11 protein-coding genes are annotated in these 12,802 nt (G+C 65.2%); 9 read left to right on the top strand and 2 right to left on the bottom strand.

Annotated elements, in window-relative coordinates; all coding sequences use genetic code 11:
* Positions 1 to 20: 20 nt before the first annotated feature.
* From A5788_RS17180 to A5788_RS17150, 7 genes are all read left to right on the top strand, one after another.
* On the top strand, positions 21 to 1,490 hold the full coding sequence (locus tag A5788_RS17180) for a wax ester/triacylglycerol synthase family O-acyltransferase (RefSeq protein WP_049698903.1): 1,470 nt from the start codon (positions 21 to 23) through the stop codon (positions 1,488 to 1,490).
* A gap of 55 nt (positions 1,491 to 1,545) precedes the next feature.
* Entirely contained in the window at positions 1,546 to 2,112 is a 567-nt protein-coding gene (locus A5788_RS17175) for a DUF6912 family protein (RefSeq protein WP_049698904.1), read from the top strand.
* Positions 2,113 to 2,245: 133 nt separating this feature from the next.
* Positions 2,246 to 3,370 (top strand): ferredoxin reductase, encoded by a 1,125-nt coding sequence (locus A5788_RS17170; protein ID WP_049699058.1) that lies wholly within the window; start codon positions 2,246 to 2,248, stop codon positions 3,368 to 3,370.
* Positions 3,371 to 3,504: 134 nt separating this feature from the next.
* Positions 3,505 to 4,617, top strand: coding sequence for a GNAT family N-acetyltransferase (locus tag A5788_RS17165; RefSeq protein WP_049698905.1), 1,113 nt, complete (start codon positions 3,505 to 3,507; stop codon positions 4,615 to 4,617).
* A 103-nt stretch (positions 4,618 to 4,720) separates the two neighbouring features.
* The gene (locus A5788_RS17160) at positions 4,721 to 6,196 is read left to right on the top strand and encodes an NAD(P)-binding protein (RefSeq protein WP_049698906.1); all 1,476 of its coding nucleotides are present in this window, start codon (positions 4,721 to 4,723) and stop codon (positions 6,194 to 6,196) included.
* Between the two features lie 159 nt (positions 6,197 to 6,355).
* A complete protein-coding gene (locus tag A5788_RS17155; protein WP_049698907.1) occupies positions 6,356 to 7,687 on the top strand; it encodes a fatty acid desaturase family protein in 1,332 nt (443 codons plus the stop codon).
* 90 nt (positions 7,688 to 7,777) lie between these two features.
* Positions 7,778 to 8,992: a fatty acid desaturase family protein gene (locus A5788_RS17150; RefSeq protein ID WP_049698908.1), complete on the top strand. Its 1,215-nt coding sequence runs from the start codon at positions 7,778 to 7,780 to the stop codon at positions 8,990 to 8,992.
* On the opposite strand, the gene A5788_RS17145 is transcribed toward A5788_RS17150, so the two are convergent.
* Complete coding sequence (locus A5788_RS17145) at positions 8,989 to 10,332, bottom strand: MFS transporter (RefSeq protein ID WP_231894358.1); 1,344 nt, start codon at positions 10,330 to 10,332, stop codon at positions 8,989 to 8,991. The two genes, A5788_RS17150 and A5788_RS17145, sit on opposite strands and share 4 nt — an antisense overlap.
* A 113-nt stretch (positions 10,333 to 10,445) precedes the next feature.
* Between A5788_RS17145 and A5788_RS17140 the strand changes: the two genes are divergently transcribed.
* Positions 10,446 to 11,339 carry a LysR family transcriptional regulator gene (locus A5788_RS17140; RefSeq protein ID WP_049698909.1) on the top strand — a complete coding sequence of 298 codons (894 nt, stop codon included), beginning with the start codon at positions 10,446 to 10,448 and terminating at the stop codon, positions 11,337 to 11,339.
* Positions 11,340 to 11,391: 52 nt separating this feature from the next.
* The gene (locus tag A5788_RS17135; protein ID WP_005202233.1) at positions 11,392 to 11,607 is read left to right on the top strand and encodes a TOBE domain-containing protein; all 216 of its coding nucleotides are present in this window, start codon (positions 11,392 to 11,394) and stop codon (positions 11,605 to 11,607) included.
* Positions 11,608 to 11,712: 105 nt separating this feature from the next.
* Here A5788_RS17135 and rsgA read toward each other — a convergent pair whose 3' ends face one another.
* Positions 11,713 to 12,762 (bottom strand): ribosome small subunit-dependent GTPase A, encoded by a 1,050-nt coding sequence (rsgA, locus tag A5788_RS17130; protein WP_049699060.1) that lies wholly within the window; start codon positions 12,760 to 12,762, stop codon positions 11,713 to 11,715.
* Positions 12,763 to 12,802 lie beyond the last annotated feature (40 nt).

Below are 12,802 nucleotides of genomic sequence, written 5' to 3'. Positions count from 1 at the left end.
CGCAGCGCTAGGATCATCGCGTGGCGAACCGGCTGTCTCCGCGCGAGGCTATCTCCTATTTCCTCGACGGTGCGGGTGCAACCAACCATCTCGGTGCAGTCATCATCTTTCCTGGAACCAACGTCAAGAAGCGTTCCGCGACAAAGGATCTCGCGACCAACCGCGCACGGAAGAAGTCGGAACCGCCTGTACTCGACTACCCGGCGCTCGTGCGGCTCGTCGAGAACCGACTGCAACTCGTGCCGCGGTACCGCAAGGTGGTCCTGGAGGTCACCCTCGGTCTGGCCCGCCCGGTCTGGGCTGACGATCCCGATTTCGACATCAACTTCCACATCCGCCGATCGGGCTTGCCGTCGCCGGGAACGATCGCCGATCTCGAAGACCTCGTATCCCGTGTAATGTCGCGGCCCCTCGACCGCAGCCGACCGCTGTGGGAGATGTATCTGATCGAGGGGCTCGAGGACGGCGGGTTTGCGATCCTGACCAAGTCGCATCGGTGTCTGATCGACGGCGGTGGCGCCGAGATGAGCGAACTCATCTGCGACGACGAGCCCGACGTCGCCCCCTTGCCCGTGGATGTCTGGATGCCCGGCCCGCCGCCCGGCACCGCCTCGTTGGCGGTCAGTGCGCTGGCCGAGGCGTTGGCGCGTCCGGGGGAGCTGATCGACTCGGTCATCGGCGGCAACGGACTGCTCGGCGAGGCGAGGTCTGTGGTTGTGGGAACGGTCCGCCGCGCAGGACGCCTGGTGCAGCAGCTCACGGATTCTGCGCCGTCGAGTCTGCTGAACGCGCCAGGGTCGTCGACCCGCACGTTTGTCTCGGCGTCGGTCCCGCGCCGCGACGTCGCAAAGATCGCCGAGCGCAACGAATGCACCGTCAACGACGTCGAACTGGCGATCATCACGGGCGCAATGCGCCATTGGCTGCTGTCCATCGACGCGGAGGGACAGTTCGGCGACACCGTGCGCGCGGTGCTTCCGCTCGGCGCCCGACAGTCCGGGGTCCTTGCGCAGGAGGAGTCACCCGAGACGTGGATCGTCACCGACGAGCCCCGGTTCGTCACCGACCTCCCCGTGGGCGAGTCCAATCCGCTGGTCCGACTCGCGCAGGTCGCGGGACTGGCCAATCGCTACGCGCAATCGTCACGACGGGTCTCACCGTCGACGCAGCCGTTGCTGAGTGAACTGGGCGTCGTGCCATTCGCGGAGCTCAGTTCGCGCGCGTTCCGGTCACTCGACCGCCGCGGGTACAACGTGCCCGTCGCGATGAACACGGTGCCGATTCCCCCGCAATATGTCTTGGGGCACAAGGTATCCGACCTGTTCGTCGTGCCCGGCCTCGTCGCAGGGCGCGCGTTGTCGGTCGGCGTGTGCGAGTACGCGGGGTCGATCGAGTTCGGGTTCACCGCCGATCGTGGTGTGATCGACGACCCCGCGCTCATCGGTGATTACGTCCGCGAGTCGTTCGAGGAACTCGCCGACGCCCATTAGTGTTGGCAGCGGAATCCAGGTAGTGCACTGAGGATGTCGTAGGAGGAAACACGCGGTGAGGGTCTACTTTCCGGCGACGTTGACCATGCTGCTCGAACTCGACGAGACCGGAGAGTTCCGGCCCGTCGGCGGAACGGGCTTCGCACTCACCCCGGCGTTGCGCGAGTCGTATGTTGCCGGTGACGACGAGGAGTTGGCGGAGGCAGCCATCCGCGAGGCCGCGCGTGCGTCGCTGCGCCTGTTGGCAGGAGAAGCCCCCGAGCCCGGCGACCCCGACGCCGAGGCCGACCTCGAAGCCGACGAGGCGAGCGCCAAGCCCGGCGACACACCCCGCCTACCGCCTCGTCGGGCCGTCGTTGCCGCCGACGTCGATGACGCCACATTGCGTCCCGATCTCGACGACGCCGTCGTGAAGGTCGCCGGTCCGATCGCGAAGTCGGCGATCGCATCTGTGTTGGTCGACGGCGCCGACGCCGAGAGTGCTGTCCGTACCGCGGTCGTGGTCATCGACGCCGCGGACTTGGGCGACCAGGACGCCGAGCTCGCCGTCGGTGATGTGGAAGACCACGACCTGGGTTGGTACGCGACCCAGGAGCTGCCGTTCCTCCTCGAACTGCTCTGACGCGGTAGTCCCCGGAGTCCGCTCACCCCGTAACCTACGGTTGCGTAGGTTAGAGTGTTGGCGTGAGGTTTACGGGGTCCCGACAGCGGGTTCCCCGTCCAACGCGCGGTCGCACGACGAGGGAGTGGGAACGGTGAATCTGCGGGAGCTGCGGGAGCGGTTTGAAGAGCCGGTGTCTGGAGTGGCCGCGCGTAGTCGCGGAGCACGGTGGGCGCGTGCTGCGGTCGCGCGGATCACCACGCCGCTGTTGCCCGACGACTATCTCCATTTGGCCAATCCGCTCTGGTCGGCGCGCGAACTGCGCGGCCAGGTGGTCTCGGTGACTCCGGAAACCGACGACTCCGCCACCATTCGCATCAAGCCCGGATGGGGATTCACGCTCGACTACGCACCCGGGCAGTACATCGGGATCGGAGTCCTCGTCGAGGGACGTTGGACGTGGCGCTCGTATTCGCTGACGTCGGTACCCGATCTGACGCGCACAGAGGGCACCATCGCGATCACGGTCAAGGCAATGCCCGAGGGCTTCCTGTCGACGCACCTGGTCAAGGGGCTCGAGCCGGGAACCGTCGTGCGATTGGCCGCACCCAAGGGCGAGTTCGTCCTGCCCGAGCCACTGCCGGACAAAGTGCTCTTCCTGACCGCCGGCAGTGGCCTGACCCCGATCATCTCGATGCTGCGCATGATGCGGCATCGCGGCCAGTCGACAGACGTGCGCGTGGTGCATTCGGCGCCGACGCCCGACGATCTGCTGTTCGCCGACGAACTCGTCGAGATGGACGAGAGCGGACTCATCGACCTGCACGTGCAGTACACGAGGGCAGACGGCAAGGTCAGCGCACAATCGCTCGACGAGCTCAGCCCCGACTGGCGGACGCGCGAAACGTGGGCGTGTGGTCCTGGCGGCTTCTTGGAAATGGTCGAGGCCGCGTTCGTCGACGCAGATGCCTCCGAGCGCCTGCACATCGAGCGATTCGCACTCGAGCGTGGCGCGGTCGGCGCGCAGGGCGGAACGGTGACCTTTGGGCGAACCGGGCAGACCGCGGAGGTAGACGGCGCGACGACCCTGCTCGAAGCGGGTGAGCAGGCAGGTGTGTTGATGCCGTTCGGATGCCGCATGGGCATCTGTCAGAGCTGCGTGGTCATGCTCGACAAGGGTTGCGTGCGCGATCTGCGGTCCGGCGACGAGCATGTCGCGGGCGAACGAATCCAGACGTGTGTGAGCGCTGCTGCGGGCGACTGCACACTCGATGTGTGACAAACCGCCGGGACTCTCGGCGAATGCGCAGGTCAGAAGGGCTGCGGGAAGCCCGGTGACGGTGTTCCCCGCCGCAGGGGGAGCCGACACGTTAGGCTCTGTGGGCGAGGCTGTCGACCACGGAGGGGATCCGCGTGCGAGCTGAACTGATTGAACTGACCGCGACAAGTGATGTTCCGGTGCTGACCGATGGCACCATCACGCTGCGGGCACATCAGACCGACGACGTCGATCGGATCGTCGGGTATGCCACCGATTCGTTGACGATGCGATGGGCCAAGATGCCATCGCCCTATGGTCGGTCCGACGCCGAGCGGTTCATCATCAATGCACTGCAGGGATGGCGCAACGGGACGTCGATGATCTGGGCCATCGAGCACCACGGCCAGTTTGCAGGCAGCATCGATCTCCGCGGGCCCGGCCGAATTGTCGACATCGGTTTCGGGTTGCATCCCGATGCGCGCGGTGAGGGGCTCGCGCGGCGCGCGATGGTGTTGGCGATGCAGTACGCCGTCGACAACCGCGACGTCGAGGTCGTGCGCTGGGAGGCCGCCGAGGGCAACCTCACCAGTCTGCGGGCCGCACACGCCGCAGGATTCACACTGGTCGGTCGGCTGCCCGATTGGCTCGAGATGAACAGCGGCGTCGTCGACGCCTGGTGCGGCAAGTGGCACGCCGGCGAGAGTTTCGAACCCAAGACCGTCTGGCACGCAACGACTTTTGAAACCGAGCGGTTCCGGCTGCGGCCTTTGGAGGCCAAGGACGACGAGCGCATTCGAGAGACGCTCGACGACCCGATCTCGCGCAAGTACCTGTTCGGCCGGCCCGACCCGCTGACCGTCGAACATGCCGCGGCAGAGCGCACCAGGAAATGGTGGACGGCCGCGCGCGGCGAGACCTGCACGTGGGCCGTCGCCGACAAGGAGACGGACCACTACCTCGCCGATATCTCGCTGTTCAAGATCGATCCGGTGGTCGGCGCCGAGATCGGCTTCTACACACATCCCGAGGCGCGTGGTGCCGGAGTGCTCGGCGAGGCGTTCCCCGCGTCGGTGCGGCACAGCTTCGACGTTCTCGGTCTACGCAGGCTGACGATGTTCGCGGCCGACTCCAACGAGGGCAGCAAACGCCTTGCGCTGCGAGCGGGCTTCAACGAGTTCGGCACCCAGCCGCTTGCCGCGAGCTCGGCCGGCAAGATCGAGGATCTGCTCGGGTATGAACTGCTCGCAGAAGCAGGCGATCAGTAGCGTCACTGTCCCCACAAGCTGGGGCTTTCCGTGGAGTGGCAACACTGGGAAAATCGGATGAACGCGACGGATTCACCGCCGCACTCCGAAATTCAGGTGAATCATGCCTTCACAGAACAGTGCCGGAGCGGTAGTGAACGTCGACCTCTGCATCGTCGGCGCGGGAGTAGCGGGCTTGAATGCGCTCGCCGTGGCCACCGAATACCTCGACGCAGGCGCTCGGGTGGCCCTCGTCGACCGCCGTCCGGACGCGGGTGGAATGTGGAACGACACGTATTCCTATGTCCGACTTCATCAGCCGTATGAGTTCTTCACCGCCGGCGATATCGCCTGGAGGTTGCGTCGCCCGCCCGACTACCTTGCGACGAAGCCGGAGGTCCTCGACCATCTGCGGTACTGCCGCGACGTACTCGCCGAACGTATCGCGCTCGACGAGTACTACGGATGGACGATGGATCGATTCGACGAACGCGCCGACGGGGTGAGCGTTCATCTCAGCGGCCCCGACGGTGGGGAGCTGGTCGTCGATACACCGATTCTGATCAATGCCTACGGATTCAATGTGACTCCGAATCAACCTCTCGCGCTGAGTAGCGCGCAGGTGAAGTCGGTCTCGCCCGACTCCTTCGACTTCTCCCAGGCTGACTTCACCGACACCGATACCCCGGTCTGGATCATTGGCAGCGGCAAGACCGCCATGGACACCGCCTACCTGATCACGACCAGAGATCCCGGTCGTGAATTACATCTGGTGGCTGGTGTCGGGACGTACTTCAACAACCGCGACGCGACTTTCCCCGCGGGAATGCGGAGATGGTGGGCGGCCAAACCTGTCAGCCAGATATTCGGCTCAGTCGCCGACATGTACGACGGGACAAACGATGAGCAGGTGACCGCTGCCTACCGCGCGAGGTATGTGATCAGTCCGATGCCCGAGTCGCAGCGGTTCCTGAACGGCAACCTCTCACGATCTGAATGTGACGCGATCTCAGCTGCGCTGAGGAGTGTTGTCGCCGACTACCTAGCCGATGTCGTGGACCGAGATGGCATGCCGCAGTTGGTGTTCCGTAGTGGTGACGAGATTCCCGTCGTTCCGGGGAGTTGGGTGGTCAACTGCACCGGCTACCTCATTCGTGAGAAATCGGCCGACGACGATCCGTACGTCTCGAAGGGTGGTCGCGTACTCACCATCAACACCGGATCGGCCATCGTCCAGTTCTCCACGTATGCCGCGTATTTCCTCACCCACCTCGCCTTCCTTGGCAAGCTCGATTCGGTGCCGCTGTACCAAATCGACATCGGTGCGGTGTTACGCCGACATCCGCAGGCGGCTATCGGGATCAGTTGCTGTCTTGCGATGTACAACATCGGGCTGATTGCCGACGAGGTGCCGCTGAAGGTCTTCACCAACTGTGGTGTCGACTTCGACAGGTGGGCTCGGATGCCGCTGCGGCTCGCGTCGTCGGCTCAATTCATGCTGACCCATCGGCGCAAGCGCGAGAACTATCGCCGCGCGCTGGACATCGCCTCTCAGCGGTTGGGGTTCAATTGCGGGCCGCTCGTCGGCGCCCCAGCGTAGTGACCACCGCGTGACCACAGCGATCAAGGTCACTGCGCTCGTACACTGAACACGTCTGGACAGTCTGGCGTCCGTAACCTACGATTGCGTAAGTTACGCGAACGTAGCCACAGCAACGGCACGTTCGACCCTGACCATCCGCGACCAGTGAGGACGCCCGTGGCGATCACCGACATCCCGGAGTACGCACATCTGAGCAAGGCCGACATCGAAGAGCTCGGTCGTGAGCTCGACAAGATCCGCGCCGACATCGAGGCCGACCGAGGGGAGCGCGACGCGCGGTATCTGCGCAACACCATCCGCTTCCAGCGCGGTCTCGAGTTGGTCGGCCGCGGACTGATCTTCGGTTCGACGCGTCGCTCGTGCTGGTGGGCGGGCGCGACGGCGCTCGGCGTCGCGAAGATCGTCGAGAACATGGAACTCGGCCACAACGTGATGCACGGGCAGTGGGATTGGATGAATGATCCCGAGGTGCATTCGACCACGTGGGAGTGGGACAACACCGGCCCCTCGGCTCACTGGAAGCACACCCACAACTACATCCATCACAAGTACACCAACGTGCTCGGCATGGATGACGACGTGGGCTACGGCTTGCTCCGTGTGACGCGCGACCAGCGGTGGCGTCCGTTCAACTACGGCAACCTCGTCTACAACACGCTGCTCGCGCTCTTCTTCCAGTGGGGTGTTGCCGCGCAGCATCTCGAGATCGGCAAGAAGCGTCGTACGCCGGAGGCCAAAGCGGAGTTCCGCCGCGACCTCGCCGACGTCGGCAACAAGATCGGTCGCCAGGTCGGCAAGGATTACGTGATCTATCCGGGTCTTGCGGCTGCGGCAACCGCCGCGGTGACCAAGGGCGACGTCCGGGCGTCGGCCCGCGCCTACGGCAAGGCCGCCACCGCCAACGCGCTGGGCAATGTCATCCGCAACGTGTGGAGTAATGCGGTCATCTTCTGTGGGCATTTCCCCGACGGTGCGGAGAAATTCACCAAACAGGACATCGACAGCGAGACCCAAGCCGAGTGGTATCTGCGACAGATGTTGGGATCGGCCAACTTTCGCTGCGGATTCCTGCTCGCTTTCATGAGTGGAAATCTCTCGTATCAGATCGAGCACCACATCTACCCCGACCTCCCAAGCAACCGGCTCGCCGAGATTGCCGTCCGCGTCCAGGCTCTGTGCGACAAGTACGACCTGCCCTACACGACGGGGTCGTTCCCGCTGCAGTACGCGAAGTCGTGGCGGACGATCGCCAAGCTGTCGTTGCCCGACAAGTACCTCAAGGCGACCGCCGACGACGCTCCCGAGACGGCGTCGGAGCGTCGTTTCAAGACCGAGCTCGACGAGGGAGTTCGCCTCGAGTCGGTCGTCGACCCGGTGAGTGGACGTCGACGCGGCTTGCGCAGCGCTATCCGGTCGCTGCGTGATCGGCGCCGAGGACGTCCGGCAGCGCCGAGGCTCATTACGGAACGTTCAACGCGCGCTGCCTGATCGTGAATCCGGGCGACCCCACGCTACCTGTGGTTACTCGCGGGTAGCATGGGTGTCGCACACACGCGGCGTGCGACATAATGGAGTGCAATGGCTATCACCGACATCAATGAATACGCACATCTGACTGACGCGGATGTCGAGGCCTTGGGCGCCGAACTCGATGCGTTGCGGCGCGAGATCGAAGCCGATCGCGGCGAGCGCGATGTGCGTTATCTGCGCAGGACGATTCTCGCTCAGCGTGCCCTCGAGGTCGCGGGTCGGCTTGCGTTGTTCGGTTCGCACCGTCGTTCACTGTGGCTGCTCGGCACCGGTTCGCTGGCGCTGGCCAAGATCATCGAGAACATGGAACTCGGCCACAACGTGATGCATGGCCAGTGGGATTGGATGAACGATCCCGAGGTGCATTCCACGACGTGGGAGTGGGACATGGTGTGCGCGTCGCCGCACTGGAAGCACTCGCACAACTACATCCATCACAAGTACACCAACGTCATCGGGATGGATCACGACGTCGGCTACAAGACGCTGCGCGTCACGCGCGACGAACCGTGGCAGGCCAAACGTGCGATCCAGCCGGTCACCAACCTCCTATTGGCTGCCGGGTTCGAGTGGGGAATCGGACTACACGATCTCGAGATTGCGGACGTCATCGCGGGCAAGAAGTCCAAAGAGGTTGCGATACCGCAGATCAAGGAATTCCTGCGAAAGATCGGCAAGCAGGTCGGGAAAGATTACGTGCTCTTCCCCGCGTTGACCGGTCCGAACTTCGTGCACACGCTCACCGCCAATGTGACCGCGAACGTGATCCGCAATGTGTGGGCGTATGTTGTGATCTTCTGCGGGCACTTCCCCGACGGCGCAGAGAAATTCACGGCCGACACCCTCGACGACGAGACGCCCGGCCAGTGGTATCTGCGACAGATGCTCGGCTCCGCGAACTTCAACGCCGGCCCGGCGATGGCATTCATGTCGGGCAATCTCTGCTACCAGATCGAGCATCACCTCTACCCGGATCTGCCGAGCAACCGCCTCGCCGACATCTCGGTCCGCGTCCGCGAACTCTGCGACAAATACGACCTGCCCTATACGACGGGATCGTTGTGGGTCCAGTACCTCAAGACGCTGCGGACCATCAACAAGCTCGCACTGCCCGACCGCTTCCTGCGTGATACGGCCGACGACGCACCCGAGACCGCGTCGGAGCGACGCTTCGCAGGTCTCGACAAGGCGATGGGTCTCAAGACCGCCATCGGCGAGGTGCGTCGACGACGTCGGCTGCGTCGTCGGGCTGGTCGGGCCTAGCTGGTCGCAGCCTTCACGCGCAGGCGGCTGTGTGCCGCGACGCCCTGCACCGGGTGGTCGCGTTCGACGCGGGCGAAGACGGCCCACAGGATCATCCCCGCTATTGCCGTTCCAGCGCCCGCCGCGCACACCAGTGCCCATCCGCCGGTCTGGTACGCCCAGCCGCCGAACGCCGAACCGAGGACTCCGCCTGCGAAGTAGGCGACCATGTACGCGGTCGTCAGGCGTGATCGTGCTTCGTCGTCGAGCGAGTAGACGGCGGCCTGGTTGGCGATCTGCACTCCCTGGACACCGAAATCGAACACCAGCAGCGCGATGATCAGCACGATCACCTGATGCGCTCCCCAGTAGAGCAACGCCCAACCGACGAGTTCGACGGCCCAGACGCCGTACTGGGTGTGGCGTAGGTACCCGCGGTCGGCGAGCTTGCCGACACGTGGCGCGGCCAGGGCACCTGCCACGCCCGCGAGACCGAAGAGGCCGATCGCGGCGTCGGAGAAGTGATACTCCGAGCCGTGCGCGCCGGCGAGCAGAAACGCGATGGCCGTCCACATTCCGCTGAACGCGGCCATGTTCAGACCGCCGAGAAGCATGCGGTGGCGCAGCACGTTCTCGCTGCGGATCAGGGTGACGATCGACCACAGCACACGGGGATAGCTGGTCGACGACGCGTTGACCGGGGTGCGCGGTGCGAACCACCAGACCGCTGCCGCCATCGCGATCTGCACGACCGCGGCGACTGCCAGCACCGTGCGCCAGCCGCCGAGCTGCGCAACCAGGCCACTGAACACGCGCGAGAAGAGGATGCCGACGAGCAGACCGCTCATCACCGTGCCGACGATGGCGCCGCGCTGGCCGGGTGCGGCCACCGCAGCGGCCCACGGCACCACCACCTGTGCGGCCGACGCCGAGATACCGACCGCGAACACCATGATCATCAGGACCGCATACGACGGTGAGAACGCGGCAATCACCAACGCTGCGCATGAGACCACGAGAAGTCCGCCGACGAGGAGTCGTCGATTGACGAAGTCGCCGAGCGGAACCACGAGAGCCAGGCCGATGAGGTATCCCACCTGCGTGATCGACACGACGAGACCCGCCGCGGCGGTCGAGATGTGGAAGTCGTTACCGACCTCGTGCAGCAGCGGCTGCAGGTAGTAGAGGCAACCTGCCGACGACCCGGCAGTGATCGCGAAGAGCAATACGACGAGGCGGCTCAGGCGCTTGGTTTCACCGGATCGCGAGGTGGGCCCCGATTGCGTGGTGGGCACAGCCGCTCGATCGCCGTCTGCGGACGTTCCGGCCGAGGTGGAGGACGCGCACTCTGAAGAGGACATACGTCAATGGTGAGCTGTCTCCGGCATGATGGAAAGCGATGGATTTCGATACGGACATCACGTTTGTTGATACCTGTTCTCGTTGAATCGCTGAGGTGCGTAGGAGGCCGGCTATGGAACTGCGACAGCTCGAGTACTTCCTCGCGTGTTGTGACCAGGGAACTTTCACCGCGGCTGCGCGATCGTTGCATGTGGTGCAGTCGGCGGTGTCGACGGGCGTGGCCAAGCTGGAGCGCGAATTGGGAGTGAAACTCTTCGACCGCACACGCACCGTGCTCGTGCTCACCGACGCCGGTCGGGCGGCGATCGCTCCGGCCCGAGAGGCGCTACGCGCGCGAGACGAGGTGCACGACGCGCTCGCAGGGCTGCGCGGCGAGATCCGGGGCGAGGTGGTGCTCGGTGCGCTCGTCAACGTCGCGACGATCGACCTCGCGGGGGCATTCGAAGTTGTGCATCGGCGTCACCCGGGAATCTCGATCGCGATGCGCCAGAGCCCGCAGGGCAGTGCGGGCAATGTCCGGCTGTTGCGCGACGGAAGTCTCGATCTGACACTGATCGGCGGACTCGTCGACGACCTCTCGGGCATCACTGTCCATTCTTTGGCTGCGGAACCGCTGGTGCTCGTCACCCATCCCGACCACCCGCTCGCGTTGGCTGGTCGATTCGTCGCGGCCGATCTCGCCGACGAGCGCGTCATCGACTACCCGCCCGGCTGGGGTACGCGATCCATCATCGACCGCGAGATCCCGAATCGGCACTCCGTCATCGAGGTTGCCGACCAGGTGTTCGGTATTCAGTTGGCGCGCAGCGGTTTCGGCGTGACCGCCGTGCCCGCCAGCGTTGCGGCCGCCGAGTCCGGTGCGGGACTCGCCCGCTGCGTCGACCGTGATCTGACGTGGGGGATACACGTCGCGCACTCGGCGTCGAGGAGCCTCACTACCGCAGCGAGCGCGGTCCTCGACATCATCCGAGAGGTGTGCGGGCCGCCCGGCGATGTGACAGCGTGAGTGGCAGCAGCAGCACGACGACACGGCAGTACGAGGACAGGGAAGGTGCGCGATGAAACTCTCGATCCGCAATCAGCTCGCAGGCGAGGTGGTGTCGGTGACGCTCGGCGCCGTCAACGCCACGATCAAGGTTCGCCTCGACGGAGGCGACCAGATCGTCACGTCGTCGATCACCAAAGAGGCGGCAGAGGAACTGGGTCTCGCCGAGGGATCGCGCGTGTTCGCGCTCGTCAAGGCCTCCGAGGTCAGCATCGGCGTCCCCGACTAGCCACCCGCCGCACGCCGCCGGTCGAACTCCTTAAACCGCTGGTCGAGCTTGTCGAGACCACCGCCCGCCCGCTGGTCGAGCTTGTCGAGACCACCCCGCGCCGGCTCAGCCCGCCTCGCCCCGGGGGTCGCCCTGGGCCTCCGCGTCGCCCGCATCGCCCCCCGACACCGCGCGCAGCAGGTGCCGCACGGCCATGGCGCGCCGGTACGAGTGCCCGGTCAGTGAGTCCAGTGCGCACTCGGGGTCGGCGGGCGGTCCGAGGTGGGTGCAGCCGCGCGGGCAGTTCTCGATCGCTTCGTGGAGGTCGTCGAAGGCGTTCACGATGTCGTCGGCGCTGACGTGCGCCAGGCCGAACGAGCGGATGCCCGGTGTGTCGATCACCCAGCCGCGTGGCTTGTCGTCGTCGCCCGGTAGTGGCAGGGCAACCGACTGCGTCGACGTGTGGCGCCCCTTGCCCACGCCGCTGACGACCCCGGTGGCCCGTTCCGCTTCGGGGACAAGGCGATTCACCAACGTCGACTTTCCGACACCCGAGTGTCCGATGAGTGCCGTGCGGTGATCGGTGAGCAAGGCCAGCACGTCGTCGAGCGGATCGTCGCGGCCCGCACGCACAACGGGTAGGTCGAGATCCGCGAATGCGGCAGCGAACTCGTCCGAGGAGGCGAGGTCGGTCTTGGTCAGACACAGGATCGGCGACAGTCCGCCGACATACGCTGCCGCGAGCGCTCTTTCGACGAATCCGGTGCGTGGGGGAGGGTCGGCCATCGCCGTGACGATGAGGAGTTGATCGGCGTTCGCGACGACGATGCGCTCGTACGGATCGGTGTCATCGGCGGTGCGGCGCAACACAGTTCGACGCTCCGCCACCTTCACGATGCGTGCGAGGCTCCCGGAATCCCCGGAGAGATCGCCGACGAGAGACACGTCGTCGCCGACCACCACAGGCGTGCGGCCGAGTTCGCGGGCGCGCATCGCGACCACACGTCGGTCGGGGTCTCCGTCGATCACGCAGCCCCAGCGGCCCCGGTCGACCGAGACGACCATCGCATGTTGCGCGTCGTCGTGTGTCGGTCTGGTCTTGGTGCGTGGTCGGCTGCCCTTGCCGGGACGAATCCGCACATCGGATTCGTCGTAGCTGCTCGCGCGGCGGCTCACCGGCATCCTCCGTCAGGACACACTGTGAAAACCTTTGCCG

The organism is Gordonia sp. 852002-50816_SCH5313054-c (genome assembly GCF_001665925.1).
Taxonomy (GTDB): Bacteria; Actinomycetota; Actinomycetes; order Mycobacteriales; family Mycobacteriaceae; genus Gordonia; species Gordonia jacobaea.
This window is presented reverse-complemented; position numbering and strand designations above follow the sequence as displayed.

Coding starts and splice junctions, on each gene's coding strand:
- A5788_RS17135 (WP_005202233.1), top strand. CDS start 11,392: ATGAAACTCTCGATCCGCAATCAGCTCGCAGGCGAGGTGGTGTCGGTG.
- A5788_RS17160 (WP_049698906.1), top strand. CDS start 4,721: ATGCCTTCACAGAACAGTGCCGGAGCGGTAGTGAACGTCGACCTCTGC.
- A5788_RS17140 (WP_049698909.1), top strand. CDS start 10,446: ATGGAACTGCGACAGCTCGAGTACTTCCTCGCGTGTTGTGACCAGGGA.
- A5788_RS17150 (WP_049698908.1), top strand. CDS start 7,778: ATGGCTATCACCGACATCAATGAATACGCACATCTGACTGACGCGGAT.
- A5788_RS17145 (WP_231894358.1), bottom strand. CDS start 10,332: ATGTCCTCTTCAGAGTGCGCGTCCTCCACCTCGGCCGGAACGTCCGCA.